Annotated in this window: 14 protein-coding genes and 1 pseudogene; 12 read left to right on the plus strand and 3 right to left on the minus strand. The window is 71.1% G+C overall.

Annotated elements, in window-relative coordinates; all coding sequences use genetic code 11:
- Positions 1-4: 4 nt before the first annotated feature.
- Positions 5-1450, plus strand: a complete 1446-nt coding sequence (locus tag ACIPFH_RS40180) for an aldehyde dehydrogenase family protein (protein WP_401834522.1) — start codon at positions 5-7, stop codon at positions 1448-1450.
- Positions 1451-1588: 138 nt separating this feature from the next.
- Here ACIPFH_RS40180 and ACIPFH_RS40185 read toward each other — a convergent pair whose 3' ends face one another.
- Positions 1589-4465: a glycoside hydrolase family 3 C-terminal domain-containing protein gene (locus ACIPFH_RS40185; protein ID WP_401834525.1), complete on the minus strand. Its 2877-nt coding sequence runs from the start codon at positions 4463-4465 to the stop codon at positions 1589-1591.
- A 325-nt stretch (positions 4466-4790) separates the two neighbouring features.
- Between ACIPFH_RS40185 and ACIPFH_RS40190 the strand changes: the two genes are divergently transcribed.
- The 7 genes and pseudogenes from ACIPFH_RS40190 (at position 4791) to ACIPFH_RS40220 (ending at position 15087) form a co-directional block, all read left to right on the plus strand.
- Entirely contained in the window at positions 4791-6494 is a 1704-nt protein-coding gene (locus tag ACIPFH_RS40190) for a Tat pathway signal sequence domain protein (RefSeq protein ID WP_401834528.1), read from the plus strand.
- 26 nt (positions 6495-6520) lie between these two features.
- Complete coding sequence (locus ACIPFH_RS40195; RefSeq protein ID WP_401834530.1) at positions 6521-7555, plus strand: ABC transporter permease; 1035 nt, start codon at positions 6521-6523, stop codon at positions 7553-7555.
- Complete coding sequence (locus tag ACIPFH_RS40200) at positions 7552-8487, plus strand: carbohydrate ABC transporter permease (protein WP_401834532.1); 936 nt, start codon at positions 7552-7554, stop codon at positions 8485-8487. The genes ACIPFH_RS40195 and ACIPFH_RS40200 overlap by 4 nt, the downstream gene beginning before the upstream one ends.
- A 308-nt stretch (positions 8488-8795) precedes the next feature.
- Positions 8796-11012, plus strand: a complete 2217-nt coding sequence (locus tag ACIPFH_RS40205) for a WD40/YVTN/BNR-like repeat-containing protein (protein WP_401834534.1) — start codon at positions 8796-8798, stop codon at positions 11010-11012.
- A complete protein-coding gene (locus ACIPFH_RS40210) occupies positions 11009-12991 on the plus strand; it encodes a beta-galactosidase (protein ID WP_401834535.1) in 1983 nt (660 codons plus the stop codon). Before ACIPFH_RS40205 ends, ACIPFH_RS40210 begins: the two co-directional genes overlap by 4 nt.
- A pseudogene (locus ACIPFH_RS40215) lies at positions 12988-14157 on the plus strand (glycoside hydrolase N-terminal domain-containing protein); the annotation flags it as partial. The gene ACIPFH_RS40210 and the pseudogene ACIPFH_RS40215, both read left to right, overlap by 4 nt.
- A 216-nt stretch (positions 14158-14373) precedes the next feature.
- A complete protein-coding gene (locus tag ACIPFH_RS40220) occupies positions 14374-15087 on the plus strand; it encodes a hypothetical protein (protein ID WP_401834538.1) in 714 nt (237 codons plus the stop codon).
- Positions 15088-15148: 61 nt separating this feature from the next.
- On the opposite strand, the gene ACIPFH_RS40225 is transcribed toward ACIPFH_RS40220, so the two are convergent.
- Positions 15149-17191: a TIM-barrel domain-containing protein gene (locus tag ACIPFH_RS40225; protein WP_401834540.1), complete on the minus strand. Its 2043-nt coding sequence runs from the start codon at positions 17189-17191 to the stop codon at positions 15149-15151.
- A 112-nt stretch (positions 17192-17303) separates the two neighbouring features.
- A complete protein-coding gene (locus ACIPFH_RS40230) occupies positions 17304-18314 on the minus strand; it encodes a LacI family DNA-binding transcriptional regulator (protein WP_401834542.1) in 1011 nt (336 codons plus the stop codon).
- 415 nt (positions 18315-18729) lie between these two features.
- Between ACIPFH_RS40230 and ACIPFH_RS40235 the strand changes: the two genes are divergently transcribed.
- The 4 genes from ACIPFH_RS40235 to ACIPFH_RS40250 all read left to right on the plus strand — a co-directional run.
- Positions 18730-20700, plus strand: a complete 1971-nt coding sequence (locus tag ACIPFH_RS40235; protein WP_401834543.1) for an acyl-CoA dehydrogenase family protein — start codon at positions 18730-18732, stop codon at positions 20698-20700.
- Between the two features lie 109 nt (positions 20701-20809).
- A complete protein-coding gene (gene dxr / locus ACIPFH_RS40240; protein ID WP_356263981.1) occupies positions 20810-22063 on the plus strand; it encodes a 1-deoxy-D-xylulose-5-phosphate reductoisomerase in 1254 nt (417 codons plus the stop codon).
- On the plus strand, positions 22060-23364 hold the full coding sequence (locus ACIPFH_RS40245; RefSeq protein WP_401834545.1) for a M50 family metallopeptidase: 1305 nt from the start codon (positions 22060-22062) through the stop codon (positions 23362-23364). Before dxr ends, ACIPFH_RS40245 begins: the two co-directional genes overlap by 4 nt.
- Positions 23365-23647: 283 nt before the next feature.
- Positions 23648-23886, plus strand: a 239-nt coding sequence (locus ACIPFH_RS40250) for a flavodoxin-dependent (E)-4-hydroxy-3-methylbut-2-enyl-diphosphate synthase (RefSeq protein ID WP_359127349.1), incomplete at its 3' end; no start/stop codon positions are given.

Here is a 23886-nt window from a genome sequence, read left to right on the forward strand (position 1 = left end):
GAACGTGGGGGCCACCCACGCCTTCTGGCTCGCCGGCCGCCAGGTCACCGGCGAGGACAGCTTCGACGTCACCTCCCCCTGGGACGGCAGGCTCGTCGCCGAGGTCAGCGTGCCGACGGACGCGCAGGTCGAGGAGGCCGTGGCCGCCGCGTACGCCGTGCGGGACGAGTTCGCCGCCACCCCGGCCCATGTGCGCGCCGCCGCCCTCGACCACGTCAGCAAGCGGCTCGCCGAGCGCACCGAGGAGATCGCCAGGCTGATCTCCGCCGAGAACGGCAAGCCGATCAAGTGGGCGCGCGGGGAGGTGGGCCGGGCGGTCTCCGTGTTCCGGTTCGCCGCCGAGGAGGCCCGCCGGTTCAACGGGGGCGAGGCCCAGCGCCTCGACACCGACGCGGGCGGCCAGGGGCGTCTCGCCCTCACCCGGCGCTTCCCCAAGGGTGTCGTCCTGGGCATCGCGCCGTTCAACTTCCCGCTGAACCTGTGCGCCCACAAGGTCGCCCCGGCGATCGCGGCAGGCGCGCCGATCATCCTCAAGCCGGCGCCGGCGACCCCGCTGTCCGGTCTGATCATCGGTGACCTGCTCGCCGAGACCGAGCTGCCTGCCGGTTCCTGGAGCATCCTGCCGGTCTCCAACGACCGCATGCCCGCCCTCGTCCAGGACGAGCGCCTGCCGGTCATCTCCTTCACCGGTTCCGAGAAGGTCGGCTACGCGATCATGGACTCGGTGCCGCGCAAGCACTGCACCCTGGAACTGGGCGGCAACGGCGCGGCCGTCGTCCTCGGCGACTTCGCGAGCGACGCCGACCTCGACTGGGCCGCCACCCGTATCGCGACCTTCTCCAACTACCAGGGCGGCCAGTCCTGCATCTCCGTGCAGCGGGTCATCGCGGACGCCTCCGTGTACGACCGGCTGCTGCCGCGCATCGTCGCCGCCGTCGAGGCCCAGGTCACCGGCGACCCCGCCGACGACCGGACCGACGTCGGCCCGCTGGTCAGCGAGGACGCGGCCAAGCGTGTCGAGACCTGGGTGGACGAGGCCGTCGCGGCGGGCGCCTCCCTCCTCGCGGGCGGCAAGCGCGACGGCGCCTCCTACGCGCCGACCGTCCTCACCGACGTACCGGCGGACACCACCATCGCCTGCGAGGAGGTCTTCGGACCGGTCCTCACCGTGACGCGGGTGGACGGCGAGGCCGAGGCCTTCGCCGCCGTCAACTCCTCCAAGTACGGCCTCCAGGCGGGCGTGTTCACTCACGACCTCCAGGTCGCCTTCCGCGCCCACCGCGCGCTGGAGGTCGGCGGTGTCATCGTCGGCGACGTGCCCTCCTACCGTGCCGACCAGATGCCGTACGGCGGCGCCAAGCAGTCCGGGGTGGGCCGCGAGGGCGTGCGGTTCGCGATGGAGGACTACACGTACGAGCGGGTGCTGGTCCTGACGGGGCTCGCGCTCTAGTACGGGCCGGCTCTCCAGTAAATGGGAACCATTTTCATGTAGGCTGGGAGCCGGCGCGCGAACGCCGTCCCCGAAGGGGTCCGGCACCGATGCCTTCCGGTGCCGGACCCCCTCTTCGTGCCGGCTGCCTCCGGACCCTCAACCGGAGAAGCCGACGTGCGCCAGCCGCAGTGGGCCGCGCAGCTTGATGTGCAGGTCGCGGACGCCCTCGGCGGAGAGGGCCGCGGCGACGGTGACGTAGTCGTACGGTCCCGGCGTGGGCGCGGCGACCTTCAGCGTGGACAGGACCGGGCCGCCGTCGAGCGAGAGTTCCACCGTGCCCGCCCCGGCCGCCGTCACCGTCACGCCCGTGGTGCCTGCCTCCGTGCCGAAGTCGCAGGCGCGGTAGACCAGTTCGCCCGTCCCGCCCGCCACCGGCGTCACCGCGTCGCCCGACACCTTCGAACGGTCGACGATCTCCACGCCGCTCTGTTCGTCGAAGCCGACGGCTTCCAGACCGCGTCGGCGGACCGGACGCGGGAGGGACGGTTCGCCCTCGAGCGTGACGGTCGTGCGCAGCCGCACGTCCGTGCTGGACGCGCCGACCAGGAACTCGTACAGGCCCGACTCCGGACGCCACCTGCCCTGCGCCACGTCCCAGAAGCCGAAGGCGGACAGCGGGACCTCGAAGGACAGCTCCGCCCGCGCGCCGGGGGCGAGCGTGACGCGACGGTGGTCGAGCAGCTCGCGGCGCGGCCGGACGACCGAGGGGTCCACCGCCCGGGTGTAGAGCTGGGGGACCTCGTCGGCGGTCAGGTCCCCGGTGTTGGTGACCGTGCAGGAGACGTGCGCCGTGCCGTCCTCGATCCGCACCGCCAGGTCCGCGTAGGAGAACGACGCGTACGACAGGCCGTGCCCGAACGGGAACAGCGGGGTGCCCTCGAAGTAGAGGTACGTCTGGCGGGCGCCGATCACGTCGTAGTCGAGCAGGTCGGGCAGATCGGCGTCGTCGGCGTACCAGGTCTGCGGGAGGCGTCCGGCCGGGGAGACGTCACCGGCCAGCACGCGCGCGAGGGCGGTGCCCGCCGCCTGGCCGCCGTGCGCCGTCCACAGCACCGCGCCCGGCGCGCCCGGCTCGATCGCGTACGGATACGCCGACACCAGGGCCAGCACCGTCCGCGGGTTCGCCGCCCGGGCGGCCGCCAGCAGCCGCTCCTGGTGGGCCGGCAGCCGCAGCGTGGTGCGGTCCTCGGTCTCCCGGCCGTGGATGTGCGGGTCGTTGCCCGCCACGACCACCACCACGTCGGCCCCGGCGGCGACGCGGGCCACCGCGTCCTCGCCGGACTCGACGACGACGATCTCGACGACCTCGGGGGTCTCCTCCTGCGGCCCGGCAACCCGGACGCCGTCGGCGGCGACACAGACATGGCGGCCCGTACCCAGATGCAGCAGGAGGTGACCGTTCCCGTGGGTGTCCTTGTCGGCGTCCGCGTGCGGCTCCAGGCGGAACGTCTCCTGGACGACCCAGCCGCCGGGCTGGTCGGCGGAGGCGCGCAGAAAGCCGTCCTCGGCCACGGAGAGGTAGCGGCCGTCGGGCGCGCGCAGCGTCAGCACGCCCGCGCCCCAGTCGACCAGCGCGAGCTCCGTGCCGGTCGCGTCCGTCGTCAGCGGCGGCAGGTCGGTGCGGCCCGCGAGCAGCGCCGGGTCGAGGGCGCCCTCGGCGCCGCGCGCCTCGTCGGCGGCCGCGGGGGCGGCGGGGACCTTCAGGAACGTCCCCGCGGAGGTCTTCAGCAGGACCCGGTCCACGCCCTCCGCGAACTCCACGCGCTCGGCGCCGAACCGCTCGTACAGGCCCTCCAGCGGCGTCGAGCGGTGCAGCAGCGTGCCGCTGTACCAGTCGAGCTTGCACTCGTCGGCGAGCAGGCCGACCACCGCGATCCGGGTGTCGGCGGCCAGCGGCAGCACACCGTCGTTGCGCAGCAGGACGATCGCCTGCTCGGCGGCCTCCCGGGCGAGGGCGCGATGGGCCGGGCTGTCGAACTCGCCGGTGCCGGCGTGCGGGTCGTGGTGCGGGTCGAACTCGCCCAGCCGGAAACGGACCGAGAGCTGGCGGCGGACCGCCGCGTCGACGTCGGCCTGGGTCAGCAAACCCTGCTCCAGGGCTCCCTCGACCCGGGCGACGATCTGCGAACTGTCCGTGCCGTGGTCGGTGAAGCTGTCCACGCCGGCGACGAGCGCGGCCGCGGTCGCCTCCTCGTGGGTGTCGAAGTAGTGCTCGGAGTCCACCAGGTTGGAGGGTGCGCCCGCGTCCGAGCAGACCAGCAGCTCCTCGTCCGTCCAGCCGCGCAGATGCTCGCGCAGATACGGCGAGACATGGTTGGGGCGGCCGTTGACCAGGTTGTACGCCGGCATCACCCCGGCCACCGCGCCCGCCTCGACGGTCTCGCGGAAGGCGCGCAGGTCGTACTCGTGCAGCACCCGCGGACGGACCGAGGACGAGGTGACGTCCCGGCCGGTCTCGTTGTTGTGGGCCAGCCAGTGCTTGAGGACCGGGGCGGTGCGCCAGTACGTCGGATGGTCGCCGCGCAGCCCGTGCGTGTAGGCGGTGGCGATCGCCGAGGTGAGCTTCGGGTCCTCGGAGTAGCCCTCCTCGTTACGGCCCCACAGGGGGTGCCTGAGCAGGTTGACGGTGGGGGACCAGACGTTCAGGCCCACCCGCTCGTCGCCCGCGCGCATCGCCCGGACCTCCTTGGACACGGCATCGCCGACCCGGCGCACGAGGTCGGTGTTCCAGGTCGCGCCCAGGCCCACGGCCTGCGGGAACACCGTCGCCGGGCCCATCCACGCGACGCCGTGCAGCGCCTCCTGGCCGGTGCGGAACGCGGCGATGCCGAGGCGGTCGACGGCGGGCACGAACTGGTGCAGGAAGGAGACCTTCTCCTCGCGGGTCAGCCGGGACAGCAGATCGTCGATGCGCTTCGCGAACGGCAGCTGCGGATCGCGGAATGGCGGCGTGGGCGGCGTGTGTGCGGTCACGTGGGGATCCCTTTGCGGTGGAGCGGGAGACTCTTTCGAAGCGCTTCGATGCTCATTCGACGGCGGGGTGGGTGTCAAGAGGAGCTCACCGCTATTTCAAGCAGCGCATACGAACAGGTAGCCCCGGAAGCCGGGGAGGAATGTTGGGGACGACCCTTGTGCACCCCAGGGTGTTCACTTAACCTCGCAGCAACATCGAAGCGCTTCGACTGCGAACCACCCTGACATGCGTCGGAGGATCGCTTCGGCTCAGCCAGTTCCACTCGAGACACCGCAGCCGACGGCCACCGCCGGGTGTCCTGGTGTGCCATGAAGGGTTGACGCAATGACGCCGAACGCCGCTTCCCCCTCTTCTGGTCCTTCCGGGCCCAGCCGGAGAAGCTTCCTCGCCTCCACGGCGGTCGCCACTGCCGCGGTGGCCGGAGGGATGCCGTTGCTGGCCGCCTGCGGTGGCGCGGACAAGGGTTCGCGCGAGGGCACCACGTCGGGCAAGGGCGCCCAGAAGATCCTGCCCGCCTACGTGGCCAGCAACGTGGTGAAGCCGGACTTCCCGGCCAAGAACGGCTCGGCGATGGGCTTCACCGCCAAACTCGACGTCGACACGCTGAAGGCCTCGGTGCCGAAGAAGCTCGGCAGCGGCGGCAAGGTCACCATCATGTCGCCGTTCTGGGGCTCGCCGCCGAAGGGCGACAACTCCTACTACACGTCGATGAACGCCCTGATCGGCGCGGACGTCCAGTGGCGCAACCAGGACGGCAACACCTACGACCAGAAGCTCGGCGCGGTCCTCGCCTCCAGCGACGTGCCGGACGTGGTGGTCGTCCCCGGCTGGAACATGATGGGCAAGATACCCAGCGCCATCATCAGCAAGTTCGCCGACCTCGGCCCGTACCTGTCCGGCGACAAGGTCAAGGAGTTCCCGAACCTCGCGGCGATCCCCAGCGACGCCTGGCAGCGCTCCATCTTCGGCGGCAAGCTGATGGGCCTGCCGATGCCGGCCCCGTACGTCCAGAACATCGTGCCCCTCTACCGCAAGGACGTCTTCGACAAGCAGGGCTACGACGTCCCGCGGTCCGCCGACGAGTTCATGGCCCTGTGCAAGGACATCACCAACGCCAGGGCCAAGCGGTGGGCCTGCGGTGACATGAAGTGGACCGCGATGAACACCTTCGGGGTCATCAGCGGCGGGGAGAAGGCGCTCAGCTGGACCGTGGTCGACGGCAAGCTGCTCCACCGGATGGAGACCCCGGAGTACCTGGAAGCGCTGGAGTGGACGCGCAAGCTGTTCGCCGCCGGGTACGTCCACCCCGACTTCAAGCTGGGCAAGAGCCAGGCCACCGACCCCGCCCCCAAGTTCGCCGCCGGCGAGTTCCTGATCTGGAACAACGACATCTCCGGCTGGTACGGGCAGCAGGCCTCCCAGGCCACCCAGAACCCGGAGTTCAAGATCTGGGGCATGGACATCTGGAACCACGACGGCGGTGACCCGACGCTGTGGGCGGCGAACCCGGCCGGCATCTTCGCCTTCGTCAACAAGAAGGCCTCGGAGTCCGTCATCCGGGACGTGCTGGCGGTCGCCAACGTCACCGCGGCGCCGTACGGCACCAAGGAGTGGATGATGACCAACTACGGCGTGGAGGGCACGCACTACACCCTCAAGGACGGCGTGCCCGTCAAGAACGACAAGGGCAACAACGAGGTCCTCAACGCCTACGTCATGGTCGCGAGCCCCGCCGCGACCATCGCCCACCCCGACCTGCCGGACTACACCAAGGGAATGGTGGAGTGGCAGCAGCGGGTGGGCTCCTTCACCAAGAAGTCGTCCTTCTGGGGCCTGCAGATCACCGAGCCGTCCCGCTACACCAACCTCTCGAACGACTTCGAGCAGTTGGAGGACGACATCGCCCGCGGCCACAAGAAGATCGGCGACATGCAGCAGGCCATCTCCGAGTGGAAGAAGAAGGGCGGGGACCAGCTGCGCGACTGGTACCAGAAGCTGCTCGACGAGAACGGCCCGGCGGCGAGCTGACGAGGCTCTGAGGCAAGGAGAACGCCGTGTCCCACAGCACGGTGCCTCGGAGCACCGCCGAGGCCGACGCGCCGGAGAAGATCCCGGTGGCGTCCCACGACACCACCGGTTCCCGGGAGAAACGAAGTGCGGGGAAGCTGAGCCCGCGGCTCAGGTTCCGCCGCGACCGCGTCCTGATCCTGATGACACTGCCGGCCGTCGTGCTGGTCATGGTCTTCAACTACCTGCCGATCCTCGGCAACGTGGTGGCCTTCCAGGACTACGACCCCTACATCAGCGACAACGGCATCGTCTCGATCCTGAACAGCCCCTTCGTGGGCATGGAGAACTTCCAGCGGATCTTCGAGGCGTCGGCCTTCTGGCAGGCCGTGCAGAACACGCTGGTGCTGTTCCTCATCCAGATCGTGGTGTTCTTCCCGGTCACGATCCTGCTCGCGCTGCTCATCAACAGCGTCGTCAGGCCGCGGGTGCGGGCGGTCGCGCAGGCCGTGCTCTACCTGCCGCACTTCTTCTCCTGGGTGCTGGTCATCGCGGTCTTCCAGCAGATGTTCGGCGGCGCCGGCATGCTCTCCCAACTGCTGCGGCAGCACGGGCACGACGGCCTCGACATCATGACCGACCCCAACACCTTCGCGTTCCTGATCACCGCGCAGAGCGTGTGGAAGGACGCCGGGTGGGGGATCATCGTCTTCCTCGCCGCGCTGGCCTCGGTACCCCAGGACCACTACGAGGCCGCCGCGATGGACGGCGCCGGACGCTGGCGCCGCATGTGGCACGTCACGCTTCCCGCCCTGCGGCCGGTGATCGCCCTTCTTCTCGTGCTGCGCGTCGGCGACGCGCTGACCGTCGGGTTCGAGCAGATCCTGCTGCAACGCGACGCCGTCGGACCGGACGCGGGGGAGGTCCTCGACACCTTCGTGTGGTGGAACGGCGTACGCAACCAGGACTTCGGCTACGCGGCCGCCGCCGGCCTGATCAAGGGCGTGGTCAGCATCGGCCTGGTCCTCACCGCGAACAAAGTGGCCCATCTCATGGGCGAGCAGGGGGTGTACAAGAAGTGACCGCCGTCCTCGACGAACCGGCGACCAAGCCGCCCCGGTGGGCCGCGCCGCCACGCCCGGCGTGGGAGGAGGAGCCTTCGAAGGCCGGCCTGGCGGGCAAGGGCATCGTCCTGCTGTTCGCCTGCCTGGCGGTCCTCTTCCCGCTGTGGATCATCGTCGTCACCAGCCTCTCCTCGCGGAGGACGATCGACGAGGCGGGCGGACTGGTGATCGTGCCCAAGGGCGTCACCTTCATCGCCTACGAGGAGCTGCTCGGCGGTGGACAGGTCACCCGCGCGGCGATCATCAGCATCCTCGTGACGCTGGCCGGCACCGTGTTCTCGATGGCGGTGTCCGTCCTGTGCGCCTACGGCCTGTCGCGCACCGGGTCCCTCGGTCACCGCGGGATCCTGATGACGCTCCTGGCGACCATGTTCTTCAGCGCCGGCCTCATCCCCACCTACCTGCTGGTGCAGTCCCTCGGCCTGACGGACAGCTATCTCGCGCTGATCCTGCCGAGCGCGGTGAGCGTCTTCAACATCCTGGTGCTGCGCGGCTTCTTCATGGGGATCTCGCAGGAACTCATCGACAGCGCGCGCATCGACGGGGCCGGGGACTTCCGGATCCTCTGGCAGATCGTCATGCCGCTGTCGCGAGCGGTCCTCGCGGTGATCACCCTGTTCTACGCCGTCGGGTACTGGAGCGCGTGGTTCAACGCGTCGCTCTACCTGAACGACCAGGACATGATGCCGCTGCAGAACGTCATGATCCAGCTGGTGCAGAAGCAGGAGGCGCCGGTCGGCCTGAGCCAGGCCATCAGGACCGGTCAGCTGTCGGGGCTGGCCATCCAGATGGCCGTGATGGTGATGGCGCTGCTGCCGGTCGCGGTGCTCTCGCCGTTCGTCCAGAAGCACTTCAAGAAGGGGATGCTGACGGGGGCGGTCAAGGGGTAGACGCCCTCGCTGGACATCGCCGTCGCGCTGCGGGTCGTCCGCAGCTCGGGACCGTCGGTGACCGGTCGCGCAGTTCCCGCGCCCCTGGGACGGTTGCCCCGCCGTAGGCCGGTTCCTCCGGGCATGCGGGCATGCGTGCCTCCCCCGTGCCCCAAGCCTGGGGGAACCACAAGGCGGTACGGCTGGGCCGGGGGCCTCCCGGGGGAGACGCCCCGACAGCGCCGGGCCGCGCGACCCACGCTGCCCGCACCCGCGCCTTCCGCACCCGGCAAACCGCGCCCCCCCATGACACATGAACGAGGTACTCCATGCCCGCGACCCCCCTGAGCCGCCGATCCGTTCTCGCCGGCACGGCAGCCGCAGCCGCCCTCACCACCCTCCGGCCTCGCGCCGCCCAGGCGGCAGCCGCGGCCACCGCCCCCGCCTACCGCTGGCGCAACGTCGTCATCGGGGGTACCGGGTTCGTCACCGGCGTGCTCTTCCACCCCGCCGTCCACGGCCTCGCCTACGCCCGCACCGACATCGGCGGCGCCTACCGCTGGGACGACAGAGCCGCGAGATGGACCCCCCTCACCGACCACCTCGGCTGGGACGACTGGAACCTCCTCGGCGTGGAGGCACTCGCCGTCGATCCCGCGCACCCGAACCGCCTCTTCCTCGCGCTCGGCACCTACGCCCAGTCCTGGGCGGGCAACGGCGCGATCCTGCGCTCCGAGGACCGCGGCGCCACCTGGACCCGCACCGACCTCGCGGTGAAGCTCGGCGGCAACGAGGACGGCCGGGGCGCGGGGGAGCGGCTTCTCGTCGACCCGCGCGACAGCGACACGCTGTGGCTGGGGACGCGGCACGACGGGCTGCTCAAGTCCACCGACCGCGGCGCCACCTGGGCGGCGGCCGGCGGCTTCCCGGGCACCCCGGGCGCGAGCGGCCAGGGCGTCACCCTGCTCGTCGCCGCAGGCCGCGCCGTCTACGCCGGCTGGGGCGACTCCGACGGCTCGGCAGGGTCGCCGAACCTCTACCGGACCGCCGACGGCGGTACATGGGAAGCCGTGCCCGGACAGCCCACCGGAACCTCCGCCAAGGTGCCCGTCCGTGCCGCGTACGACCGCCACACCCGCGAGCTGTACATCACGTTCGCCGACGCGCCCGGCCCCAACGGCCAGTCCGACGGCAGCGTGCACAAGCTGCGCACCACGGACGGGAAGTGGACCGACGTCACCCCGGTGAAGCCGGGAGGGACGACCCCCGACGGGAGCACCGACAGCTTCGGCTACGGCGGAGCCGCCGTCGACGCCCGCCGCCCCGGCACCGTCGTCGTCTCCACCAACAACCGCTGGGCGGCCGTGGACACCCTGTACCGGACCACGAACGGCGGCCGCACCTGGACGTCCCTGAAGGAGGCGGCGGTCCTCGACGTGTCCGAGACCCCGTTCCTCGCCTTCGGCGCCGACCGGCCCAAGTTCGGCTGGTGGATCCAGGCCGTCGCCGTCGACCCGTACGACTCGAAGCACATCGTCTTCGGCACCGGCGCCACCCTCTACGGCACCCGGGACCTGAAGCACTGGGCCCCGCGGGTCCGCGGCCTGGAGGAGACCTCCGTACGTCAGCTCATCTCGCCGCCGACCGGGGAGGCGCACCTGATCAGCGGCCTCGGGGACGTCGGGGTGATGTACCACGAGCGGCTCACCGCCTCGCCCTCGCGGGGCATGGCGGCCAACCCCGTGTTCGGGTCGGCGACGGGACTCGCCCAGGCCGCCGCCAGGCCGTCGTACGTCGTCCGCACGGGCTTCGGCGACCACGGCAACGGCGCCTGGTCGGACGACGGCGGCAGGTCCTGGGCGCCCTTCGCGGCCCAGCCCGCCCTCGCCGAGGACGCACCCGGGCCCATCGCCACCAACACCGACGGCAGCGTGCTGCTGTGGACCTTCGTGCACTGGGACGGCACCAAGTACCCCGCCCACCGCTCCACGGACAACGGAGCGACCTGGTCCGAGGTCCCCTCCTTCCCCAAGGGCGCCACACCGCTCGCCGACCCGGCCGACCCGACGCGCTTCTACGCGTACGACACCGACAGGGGAACCCTGTTCGCCAGCACGGACGGCGGTCTCACCTTCACCGGGCGCGCGAGCGGACTGCCCTCCGGGGACAGCCAGTTCCAGCTGGCCGCGGCCCCGGGGCGCTCCGGCGACCTGTGGCTGAGCACCAAGTGGAACGGCCTCTACCGGTCCACCGACGGCGGGGCAAGCTTCGACAGGTCGACCAGCTGCTGGGCCTCGTACACCCTCGCCTTCGGCAAGCCCGCCGACGGCGCCGCGTACCCGGCGGTCTACCAGGTCGGCGCCACGGAGGCGATCACCGCCGTGTACCGCTCCGACGACGGCGCGCAGACCTGGGTGCGGGTCAACGACGACCAGCACCAGTGGGGCTGGATCGGCGCGGCCATCGCCGCCGACCCGCGCATCCACGGCCGTGTCTACATCGCCACCAACGGTCGGGGCATCCAGTACGGGGAGCCCGTCCGATGACCGCCGTCGACCGGCCCGGCCTCGCCGACGTCACCCGCGGCCGCATCCTCTTCGGCGGCGACTACAACCCCGAGCAGTGGCCCGAGGAGACCTGGCACGAGGACGTCCGGCTGATGCGGGAGGCCGGCGTCAACTCGGTCACCCTCGGCGTCTTCTCCTGGTCCAGGCTCGAACCCGAGCCCGGGGCACGGGAGTTCGGCTGGCTCGACACGCTGATGGACCTCATGCACGCGAACGGCGTCGGCGTGGTCCTCGCCACCCCCACCTCCGCCCCGCCTCCGTGGCTGGGCCGGCTGCACCCGGACACCCTGCCCCGCGACGAGAACGGCGACGTCGAGTGGTGGGGCGGACGCCAGCACTTCTCCCACTCCAGCGCCACCTACCGCCGCTACGCCGCCGCCATCACCGAGGACCTGGCCGCCCGCTACGGCGACCACCCCGCCCTCACCCTGTGGCACATCAACAACGAGTACTGCACGGCCGACCACGGCGACGAGGCGGCCGCCGCCTTCCGCCGCTGGCTGCGCGCGAGATACGGCACCCTGGACGCGCTCAACAGCGCCTGGGGCACGGACTTCTGGAGCCAGGGCTACGACAGCTGGGACGCCGTCCTGCCCGCCCGCCGCACCCACTACCTGAAGAACCCCACCCAGGTGCTGGACTTCCGGCGCTTCACCTCCGACATGCTCCTGGAGTGCTACCTCGCCGAGCGCGACATCGTCGCCCGGCACACCCCGCGCATCCCGGTCACCACCAACTTCATGCCGCTGTTCTCCGGCCAGGACGCCTGGCGCTGGGCCGAGGAGGAGCACGTCGTCTCGGTCGACCTCTACCCGGACCCCCGCGACCCGCTGGGCGCCCAGCACGGCGCGCTGGTCCAGGACCTGACCCGGTCCCAGGCGCAGGGCCCCTGGATGCTGATGGAGCAAGCGGCGGGACCGGTCAACTGGCGCGGGGTGAACCACCCCAAGCCGCGCGGCCTGAACCGGCTCTGGTCCCTCCAGGCCGTGGCCCGAGGCGCGGACGCCGTCTGCTACTTCCAGTGGCGCCAGTCCCGGCAGGGCGCCGAGAAGTTCCACTCCGGGATGGTCGGCCACGCGGGGGAGCGGGGCCGCACCTTCCAGGAGGTCAAGCGACTCGGGGCCGAACTCGCCCGTATCGGAGATGAGGTGACGGGCACTCACATCGGCTCGGACATCGCGGTCCTGCACGACTGGCACGCCTGGTGGGCCGGCGCCCAGGACGGCCGCCCCTCCACCCACGTCGACCACCCGGCCGTCCTGCACGCCTGGCACCGCGCCCTGTGGGAGTCCCACCTCACCACCGACTTCGCCCACCCCGAACACGACCTCACCGGCTACCGCCTGGTCGTCGTCCCCCAGCTGTACGCGATGACCGACGCGGCGATCGACAACCTGCTGGCCCACGTCCGCGGCGGCGGCACCCTCGTGGCCGGCTTCCTGACCGGCGTGGCCGACGAGGACGACCGGGTCCGGCCCGGCGGGATGGACGCCCGCCTGCGCGAGCTGTTCGGCATCCGCACCCTGCACGAGTGGTGGCCGCTGGAGGCGGGGGAGCACGTCGAGACCGACGCCTTCCGCGGGACCCTGTGGTCGGAGGAGCTCGAGAAGACCGACGACGCCTCGGTCGAGGCCGCGTACAAGGGCGAGGAACTCGACGGACTGCCGGCGGTCCTGCGCCGGGGCCGCGCCTGGTACGTCTCCACCCTCCCGGAACCCGAGGCCTTCCGCGCCCTGCTGGCCCGCATCGCCGCGGACGCGGGCGCCCGGCCCGTCCTCGAGGGCCTCCCGCCGGGCGTGGAGGCCGTACGCCGGGGTGAGCTGCTGTTCCTGCTCCACCACGGCCGCGAGTCGGTGACCGTCGAGCTCCCGGGCACCCACCACGACCTGCTCACCGGGGAGACCTTCGCGGACGAGGTCACGCTGGGCCGCTACGGCGTGGTGGTGTTGCGCTCATGACCGGCGTGCCGTCCCGGGCGAACCGCGCCCGCCCCCGCCCCCGCCCCGGCAGCGCGGGCACCGACAGCCCGGGCATCGGCAGCCCGAGCACCGACAGTCCCGTGCACGGAACCCACGAGTACCGGCCCGCCTCCCGCTGGGAGGACGCCTTCCTCAGCGGAAACGGCAGGCACGGGACCCTCGCGTTCGGCGATCCGTACGACGACCGGGTCATCGTCACCCACCACACCCTGGTCCGCCCCAACGGCTCCGAACACGCCCGCCCGCCCGGACTCGCCGCCGGACTCACCGCCCCGCAGGACAGGTTGCTGGCCGGAGAGTGGGCCGCCGCCGACGACTTCACCGACCACCGGATCCTGCAGTGGGTCCAGCCCTTCCACCCGGCCTTCCAGATACGGCTGCGCGGAGCCCCCTCGGACGAGCCGCGCCGCTACCGCCTGCGCGCCGTCGACTTCGCCACCGGCGAGACCACGGCAACCTGCGCGGGCGTCACCAGCCGGGTCTTCGTCTCCCGCGCCGACGACGTGATCGTCCAGCAGGTCACCGGCCTCGACCTGGACATCTTCCAGGACCATCGGCTTCCCGGCGCACCCGCCGGCCTCGCCGTCGGCCACGGCTCCGTCCTCACCCCGGACGGCGCCCTGCTCACCCTGCGGGCCCGCTGCCCCGACAGCGACCGCGCGTACACGGGCGTGACGCTCGTCGTCGTCACCGGCGGCCGCACCACGCTCAGGCTCCCGGGCGTCCGGGTCACCGGCGCCCGGTCCGTGCTGCTGCTCACCCGCGTGCGCCGGCACACCGGAGAACTGGACGTCGCCGAGGAGCAGCGCGCCCTGAGCGGGCTGCCGCACTCCCACGACGAACTGCTGGACCGCCACCTCCCCCTCCACCGCACCACCTACGAGCGGGTCACCCTCGACCTCCACGCCGACCCGGGAGAACGCGGGCTCCCCGGCTCCGAGCTGCTGGAACGCCCCCGCAGCACGGCGCTCCTGGAGCGCCTCTTCGCCGCCGGCCGCTACCACCTGCTCTCCTCCTCCGGCCTGTGCCCGCCCCGGCTGACCGGCCTGTGGACCGGCGACTGGGACACGGCCTGGTCCGGCGCCTTCACCACCAACGCCAACCTCAACCTCCAGACGGCCTCGGCCGCCTCCGCCGCGCTCCCCTTCGGCGCCGAACTCGACCTCTCCTGGGGCCCCGACGGCGCCCGGGCCGTGCTGCGGCCGCACCGCAGTCACCGCATCGAAGTCCGGACTTCCTCCGACGACGAAGACGCACAGCCGCTCGACCTCGTCGCCGGAGAAGACCACGTCCTCACCCTGGGGACGTGATGACTCCCCCCTGAGAAAGCGCAGTTCCCCCCACCCATGGAAGGGACACCCATGGCAACACGCACCCTGAGCAGGATCAGCAAGGCCCTGCTCGCCCCCGCCCTCGCGCTCGGCGCCACCGTCGGACTGGCCTCGGCCCCCGCCTCGGCCGCCGTCTGGAACACCTGCGACCAGTGGGGCAACACCAGCCTCAACGGCTACACGCTGTACAACAACATCTGGGGCTCCGGCGCCGGCAGCCAGTGCGTCTGGGCCAACTCCGGCACCAACTGGGGTGTCTGGGCCAACCACCCCAACACCGGCGGCATCAAGTCCTACCCCGACTCCAAGAAGGTGATCAACAAGGCGATCACCTCGCTGGGCTCGCTCTCCAGCAGCTACAACGTCACGGTCCCGTCGTCCGGCGCGTACAACACGTCGTACGACATCTGGGACACCGACTACGACTACGAGATCATGCTCTGGGTCAACAAGACCGGGGCCGTCGGCCCCCTGGGCACCTCGCAGGGGAACGTGACGCTCGGCGGTCACACCTGGACCGTCTACAAGGGGAACAACGGCGCGAACGAGGTCTTCTCCTTCGTCCGCACCTCCAACTCGACCTCCGGCACGGTCAACATCCTGCCGATCCTGAAATGGATCAAGGACACCAAGGGCTGGTTCGGCAACGAGACCATCGGTGACGTGCAGTTCGGCTACGAGATCACCTCGTCGTCCGGCGGCCTGGACTTCACCACCAACAACCTGACCGTCAGCAGCAGCTGACCACCGCACCCGGCCGGCCCCGCGTCGCGGGGCCGGCCGCTCGTGTTCCCGTCCTCGGGCGCTACTCCGCCACCGGCAGCCGCGCCCCGTCCCGCAGGAACAGCGGAAGGCGGTCCAGCGGGGCGTCGACCGTCACGGCCGCACCGCCCGCGTACGTCCGGCCCGTCCACGCGTCCGTCCAGGTCGCGCCCGCCGGGAGATAAGCCGTGCGGGCCGTCGCGCCCGCCGTGAGCACCGGGGCGACGAGCAGGTCCCGGCCGAAGAGGTAGGAGTCGTCCACCGACCAGGCGGCCGGGTCGTCCGGGAACTCCAGGAACAGTGGCCGCATGGGCGGCAGCCCCTCCTCGTGAGCCTCCCGCATGACCTTCAGGACGTACGGCTTGAGCCGCTCGCGCAGCCGCAGGTACTTCTCCAGGACCGCGCCGGCCTCCTCGCCGTACGACCACACCTCGTTCGGGCCGCCGGTCATGTCCGGGCCCAGCGGCATGCCCGGGTCGCGGAAGCCGTGCAGGCGCATCAGCGGGGACAGCGCGCCGAACTGGAACCAGCGGACCATCACCTCCTGGTACGCCGGATCGCCCGGGTCGCCGCCGTGGAAACCCCCGATGTCGGTGTTCCACCAGGGGATGCCGGACAGCGCGGTGTTCAGGCCGGCCGCGATCTGACGGCGCAGGGTCGCGAAGTCGGTGCCGATGTCCCCGGACCACAGGGCGGCGCCGTAGCGCTGGCTGCCCGCCCACGCCGAGCGGTTGAGGCTGACGATCTCCTCCTCGCCGGCCGCGCGCAGCCCCTCGTAGAAGGTGCGGGAGTTCTCGGCCGGGTAGATGTTGCCGACCTCCAGGCCCGGACCCGCCCAGTAGCGCAGGTTCTCCGGGAAGCCGGGCTTCAGCTCCGGCTCGCAGGCGTCCAGCCAGAAGGCCGTGATTCCGTACGGGGCGAGGTAGTTGTCGCGGATCTTCGACCACACGAACTCCCGGGCCTCCGGGTTCGTCGCGTCGTAGAACGCCACCTGGACGGTCGAGGCGACGCCCTTGTCCGGCCAGTCGGCGTGGGCCATCGGGCCGTACTGGGTGCCGATGAAGTAGCCGCGCTGCTCCATCACGGGGTGGTTCTCGCTCAGCGGCGACACCGACGGCCAGACGCTCACCACCAGCTTGACGCCCAGCTCCTCGAGCTCTCGGACCATCGCCGCCGGGTCGGGCCACTCGGCCGGGTCGAACTTCCACTCGCCCAGGTGGGTCCAGTGGAAGAAGTCGCAGACGATGGCGTCGAGGGGCAGGCCCCGGCGCTTGTACTCCCGTGCCACCCCGAGGAGTTCGTCCTGGGTGCGATAGCGCAGCTTGCACTGCCAGAAGCCCGCCGCCCACTCCGGCAGCATCGGGGTGCGGCCGGTGGCCGCGCTGTAGTTGCGCTGGGCGTCGGCCGGGGCCCCCGCGGTGATCCAGTAGTCGATCTGCCGGGCCGAGTCCGCGACCCAGCGGGTGCCGTTGCCGGCCAGTTCGACCCGGCCGATCGCCGGGTTGTTCCACAGCAGCGTGTAACCGCGGCTGGAGGTGAGCACCGGGATGCCGACCTCGGCGTTGCGCTGGACCAGGTCCACGACCAGGCCCTTCTGGTCCAGACGGCCGTGCTGGTGCTGGCCGAGGCCGTACAGCTTCTCGTCGTCGTAGGCGGCGAAGCGCTGCTCCAGGCGGTGGTGGCCGTTGCCCACGGCGGTGTAGAGCCGCGGACCCGGCCACCAGAAGTGGGCGCGCTGCTCGGCCAGGATCTCCGTACGGTCGTCCGTCCGCAGAAACCGGATCACGCCCTCGGCGTCCACCTCGACGGTCAGGGCACCGACGGTCAACCGGCCCTCGGTGTCACCGGCCTTGACGCTGCTCTCGGTGGCGGGCGGCTCGTCGAGGAGCGCGCCCGGCAGCCCTTCGAGGATCGGCCCGCCGAGCCGGGCACGCACCCGGACGGCGTCCGGACCCCACGGCTCGACCCGCAGGGTCTCCTGGCGGCCGCTCCACTCCAGGGCGCCGTCCCGCTCACGGAAGGTGCCGACCGTGGGCGAGGACTGCGCGAGGCTGACCTGAGGCTGGACTTCGGCAGGCTGGTTCATGCGGAGTGCTCCTTGAAGGAGTGCAGACATGGCGGTGCCCTGGCAACGGGCACGACAGCGGTGAAGCGGGGTGTGTCGGAGACGGCGGGGTCTCAGGAGGCGGCGGGGCGTGTCAAGAGGCGGCGGGCGCCGGTCCCGTGCTCGCCCGGACCGTCAACTCGGGTGCGATCAGCACGACTTCGTCGCCGTGCCCCGCCAGCTTGGCGACCAGGCGTTCCACGGCGTGCCGGCCCATGTCCTGCGCGGGGATGGCGACCGACGTCAGCCGCACCGAGGCCTGGACGGCGACCTGTTCGGGGCAGATGGCCACGACCGACACGTCCTCCGGCACGGCCCGGCCCTGCTGGCGCAGCAGCGCGAGCAGCGGCTCGACCGCCGACTCGTTCTGCACCACGAACCCGGTGGTGCCCGGACGCTCGTCCAGGACCCGGGCCAGGGTCACGGCCATCGCGTCGTATCCGCCCTCGCACGGGCGGTGCAGCAGCCGCAGGCCCAGCTCCCTCGCCCGGTGACGGAGTCCGTCGAGCGTGCGCTCGGCGAACCCGGTGTGCCGTTCGTAGACCGCCGGCGCCTCGCCGATGACAGCGATGTCGCGGTGCCCCAGCGTCGCCAGGTGCTCCACGCACAGGGCACCGGTCGCCGCGAAGTCCAGATCGACGCAGGTCAGGCCGGTGGTGTCGGCGGGCAGTCCGATCAGCACGGACGGCTGGTCGGTGGAGCGCAGCAGCGGCAGCCGCTCGTCGTCGAGTTCGACGTCCATAAGGATCATCGCGTCGGCGAGCCCGCTGCCGGTGACGCGTCGGACCGCGTCGGGACCTTCCTCGCCGGTGAGCAGCAGGACGTCGTACCCGTACGCGCGCGCCGTGGTCGCCACCGCGATGGCGATCTCCATCATCACCGGTACGTAGATGTCGGTGCGCAGCGGGATCATCAGCGCGATGATGTTCGACCTGCTGCTGGCCAGCGCGCGGGCGCCCGCGTTGGGGTGGTAGCCGAGCTGCCGGATGCTCTGCTCGACACGCTGCCGGGTGGTCGTGGAGATGGACCGCTTGCCACTGAGGACATAGCTCACCGTGCTCGCCGAGACTCCGGCGTGCTGGGCGACCTCGGCGAGGGTGACCATCCAGCTCTCCAAGTTTTGTGAAGCGCTTCGACAGTGCGCAGAACGAACAGGGGCGGGTGAGGGTGGTTCGACAGTAGCTCTAGCGGGGGTGGGTGTCCATAGGTTGTCGAAGCGCTTCGACAGGGAGTTGTGGGGGAATGGTGGAGAAGAGTACGGCAAGCATTTCCGGCCACGGCGGCCACCACTCGTTCGGCCCAGGCCGCGTTCCCACGACGCGTGCGTTCCCGGCGTCGGGGCCGACCGCCGGGACGTCGGGGAAACCGGGGCGTCCGGGCCACACGCGTACCCGGTGGGCACCGGCCGAACGTACGCGCGTGGGGTGGCCACCTCGCCCCGGATCGGGTACCAACGATCGGGTAGCACCCATCGGTAACCAATGTGGTCCGAGATCCCGATTCGCGGCGAGGTGAGCCTCATGTCCGCACCACCCCTCAAGAAACCCACCGTCACCGAGCGAGAGGCCCGCCAGGTCGCCGAGGCCGCGCGGGAGCAGGACTGGCGCAAGCCCAGCTTCGCCAAGGAACTGTTCCTCGGCCGTTTCCGGCTGGACCTGATCCATCCCCACCCGGTCCCCACCGACGAGGCCGTCCGGCGCGGCGAGCAGTTCCTGACCAAACTCCGCGACTTCTGCGAGACGAAGGTGGACGCGGCCCTCATCGAGCGAGAGGCCCGGATCCCCGACGAGGTGATCAACGGACTCAAGGAGCTCGGCGCCCTCGGCATGAAGATCGACCCCAAGTACGGGGGCCTGGGCCTCACCCAGGTGTACTACAACAAGGCGCTGGCCCTGGTGGGCTCGGCCAGTCCCGCGGTCGGCGTGCTGTTGTCGGCGCACCAGTCGATCGGCGTGCCGCAGCCCCTGAAGCTGTTCGGCACCCCGGAACAGAAGCAGCGGTTCCTGCCGCGCTGCGCCCGCACGGACATCAGCGCCTTCCTCCTCACCGAGCCGGACGTCGGCTCCGACCCGGCCCGGCTCGCCACGAGCGCGGTGCCCGACGACGGGGGCGCCTCCGGCTCGAGCGATTTCGAGAGCGGGGGAGACTACGTCCTCGACGGGGTGAAGCTGTGGACGACCAACGGCGTGGTCGCCGACCTGCTGGTCGTGATGGCCCGGGTGCCGAAGAGCGAGGGGCACAAGGGCGGCATCACCGCCTTCGTCGTGGAGGCCGACTCGCCCGGCATCACCGTCGAGAACCGCAACTCCTTCATGGGGTTGCGCGGCATCGAGAACGGCGTGACCCGCTTCCACCAGGTGCGGGTCCCGGCCGCGAACCGCATCGGTCCCGAGGGGGCGGGCCTGAAGATCGCCCTGACCACCCTCAACACGGGCCGGCTCTCGCTGCCCGCGTCCTGCGTGGCGGCGGGCAAGTGGTCCCTGAAGATCGCCCGCGAGTGGTCCGCGGCCCGTGAGCAGTGGGGCAGGCCGATCGCCCACCACGAGGCGGTCGGCGCGAAGATCAGCTTCATCGCGGCGACGACCTTCGCCCTGGAGGCGGTGCTGGACCTCTCCTCCCAGATGGCGGACGAGGACCGCAACGACATCCGTATCGAGGGCGCGCTGGCCAAGCTCATCGCCTCCGAACTGGGCTGGCGCATGGCCGACGAACTGGTCCAGATCCGGGGTGGCCGCGGCTTCGAGACGGCGGCGTCGCTGGCCGCGCGCGGCGAGAAGGCCGTCCCCGCCGAGCAGGTCCTGCGCGACCTGCGGATCAACCGCATCTTCGAGGGCTCGACGGAGATCATGCACCTCCTCATCGCCCGTGAGGCCGTGGACGCCCACCTGACGGTCGCCGGCGACCTCATCGATCCCGACAAGTCCCTCCAGGACAAGGCGAAGGCGGGCGCGAACGCGGGTGTCTTCTACGCCAAGTGGCTCCCGAAACTCGTCGCCGGGCCGGGCCAACTGCCCTCGTCCTACGCTGAGTTCAAGCAGGGCGTCGATCTCTCCGTACATCTGCGGTACGTGGAGCGGCACTCCCGCAAGCTCGCCCGCTCCACCTTCTACGCCATGTCCCGCTGGCAGGGCCGGATGGAGACCAAGCAGGCCTTCCTCGGCCGGATCGTCGACATCGGCGCGGAGCTGTTCGCGATGAGCGCGGCCTGCGTGCGCGCCGAACTGCTGCGTTCGCGCGGCGAGAACGGCCGTGAGGCCTATCAGCTCGCCGACGCCTTCTGCCGCCAGTCCCGCGTCCGCGTCGACGAGCTCTTCACCCAGCTGTGGAGCAACACCGACGACGTGGACCGCAAGGTCGTCAAGGGTGTGATGGCCGGCACCTACGAGTGGCTGGAACAGGGCATCGTCGACCCGTCCGGGGATGGCCCCTGGATCGCCGACACCACACCCGGGCCGAGCGAGCGGGAGAACGTCCACCGCCCCATCAGGTGAGGCGTCGCACACATGTCCGGAAGGTGCCCCGTGCTGTGAGCCCCTCATGAGGGGGACGAGCAGGGGGCACCCTGTCCTGCCGCACACCCGGTGCGGCAACAATGGGGGGATGACCGACAGTCCAGCCCCACTCGCCGACCCGCACCTCGTCTTCGACCCGGTCGCGGGCGACGGCCCGAAGGACGTGGTGATCCTCGGCTCCACCGGTTCGATCGGCACCCAGGCCATCGACCTCGTGCTGCGCAACCCGGACCGCTTCCGGGTGACGGGCCTGTCCGCCAACGGCGGCCGGGTCGCCCTCCTCGCCGAACAGGCCCGCAGGCTGCGCGTGCGGACGGTCGCGGTCGCCCGCGAGGACGTCGTGGCCGACCTGCGCGAGGCGCTCGCCGCCGAGTACGGGACGGGGGAGCCGCTCCCCGAGATCCTGGCCGGCCCGGAGGCCGCCACCCGGCTCGCCGCCTCCGACTGCCACACCGTCCTCAACGGCATCACGGGCTCCATCGGCCTCGCGCCGACCCTCGCCGCCCTGGAAGCGGGCCGCACCCTCGCGCTCGCCAACAAGGAGTCGCTCATCGTCGGCGGCCCGCTGGTCAAGGCGCTCGCGAAGCCCGGGCAGATCATCCCGGTGGACTCCGAGCACGCGGCCCTCTTCCAGGCGCTTGCCGCGGGCACCCGCGCGGACGTGCGCAAGCTGGTCGTCACCGCCTCCGGCGGCCCTTTCCGAGGCCGCACGAAACAGCAGCTGGCCGACGTGACCGTCGAGGACGCCCTCGCCCACCCCACCTGGTCCATGGGCCCGGTGATCACGATCAACTCCGCGACCCTGGTCAACAAGGGCCTGGAAGTGATCGAGGCGCACCTTCTCTACGACATTCCCTTCGACCGCATTGAGGTCGTCGTGCATCCCCAGTCGTATGTCCACTCGATGGTGGAGTTCACGGACGGATCGACGCTGGCCCAGGCGACGCCCCCCGACATGCGGGGGCCGATCGCCATCGGTCTGGGCTGGCCCCGGCGCGTTCCCGACGCGGCGCCCGCCTTCGACTGGAGCACGGCGTCGACGTGGGAGTTCTTCCCGCTCGACGAAGAGGCCTTCCCCTCGGTGAGCCTCGCCCGGCACGTGGGCGAGCTCGCGGGCACGGCCCCGGCGGTGTTCAATGCCGCCAACGAGGAGTGTGTGGAGGCGTTCCGCAAGGGCGCGCTCCCGTTCAACGGGATCATGGAGACCGTCACCCGGGTCGTGCAGGAGCACGGCACGCCGGCGACGGGAACTTCACTCACCGTGTCGGACGTCCTCGAAGCGGAGACCTGGGCACGGGCCCGGGCCCAGGAACTGACGGTTACCGCGGAGGCGCGTGCATGACAGCCCTGATGATGATCCTCGGCATAGTCGTCTTCGCGGTCGGCCTGCTGTTCTCGATCGCCTGGCACGAGCTGGGGCACCTGTCGACGGCCAAGCTGTTCGGCATCCGCGTACCGCAGTACATGGTGGGCTTCGGCCCGACCATCTTCTCGCGCAGGAAGGGCGAGACCGAGTACGGCTTCAAGGCAATCCCCTTCGGCGGCTACATCCGCATGATCGGCATGTTCCCGCCGGGCGACGACGGCCGGATCACGGCCCGCTCCACCTCCCCCTGGCGCGGCATGATCGAGGACGCCCGCTCGGCCGCATACGAGGAGCTCCGGCCGGGCGACGAGAAGCGCATGTTCTACACGCGCAAGCCGTGGAAACGGGTCATCGTGATGTTCGCGGGCCCCTTCATGAACCTGGTGCTCGCGGTGGGCCTGTTCCTCACCGTGCTGATGGGCTTCGGCATCCAGCAGCAGACCACCACCGTCAGCTCGGTCTCCCCGTGCGTCATCTCGCAGAGCCAGAACCGCGACGACTGCAGATCGACCGACCCGGCCTCCCCGGCCGCGGCCGCCGGCATGAAGCCCGGCGACAAGATCGTCTCCTTCGCGGGTCAGCGGACGGACGACTGGAACACGCTCTCCGACCTGATCCGGGTCAGCGCGGGCAAGGACGTGGCCATCGTCGTCGACCGGGGCGGCAGGGAACTGACCCTGCACGCGACGATCGCCACCAACCAGGTCGCCAAGAAGGACGCCGACGGGGCCTACGTCCAGGGCGAGTACATCAAGGCCGGCTTCCTCGGCTTCGGCGCGGCCACCGGTGTCGTCAAGCAGGACTTCGGCGACTCCGTGTCCTGGATGACGGACCGTGTCGGCGAGGCCGTCGACTCCATCGCGGCCCTCCCCGGCAAGATCCCGGCCCTGTGGAACGCGGCCTTCGACGGCGCACCCCGCGAGCCCGACTCACCCATGGGCGTGGTCGGCGCGGCCCGCGTCGGCGGCGAGATCTTCACCCTGGACATCCCGGCCTCGCAGCAGCTGGCCATGGCCGTGATGCTGGTCGCCGGCTTCAACCTCTCCCTGTTCCTCTTCAACATGCTCCCGCTGCTGCCGCTGGACGGCGGTCACATCGCGGGCGCCCTGTGGGAGTCCCTGCGCCGCAACCTCGCCAAGGTCCTGCGCAGGCCGGACCCGGGCCCGTTCGACGTGGCGAAGCTGATGCCGGTGGCGTACGTGGTGGCAGGCATCTTCATCTGCTTCACGGTGCTGGTCCTGATCGCGGACGTGGTGAACCCGGTGAAGATCTCCTAGGCCAGGTCCTGGTCACCTCCCTGTCATCCGCGGTTCACGGCGGCCCGGCACCTCCCAGGTGCCGGGCCGTCCTCCGTCGTGCCGGGCCGTCCTCCGTCGAGTGGGTTCGACCGGCGATAAGGGTCCCTCCGTCGAGTGGGTTCGACCGGCGATGGGGGTCCCTCCGTCGAGTGGTTCGAGGTGGGGAAGTGCTCGCGCCTGGGGCGGTGCCGTAATCTCGAAGCCTGGAACCCGCCTTCGACGGGACCTGGGCCTTGATCCACGACTTGGGGTTGCACAGCAGATGACTGCGATTTCTCTCGGCATGCCGTCCGTTCCGACCAAGCTCGCCGAGCGCCGCAAGAGCCGGCAGATCCAGGTCGGCTCCGTGGCGGTCGGCGGAGACGCCCCGGTGTCCGTGCAGTCGATGACCACGACCCGTACCTCCGACATCGGCGCCACCCTGCAGCAGATCGCCGAGCTCACCGCGTCCGGCTGCCAGATCGTCCGGGTCGCCTGTCCCACCCAGGACGACGCCGACGC

The organism is Streptomyces sp. NPDC088157, assembly GCF_044741545.1.
Taxonomy (GTDB): Bacteria; Actinomycetota; Actinomycetes; order Streptomycetales; family Streptomycetaceae; genus Streptomyces.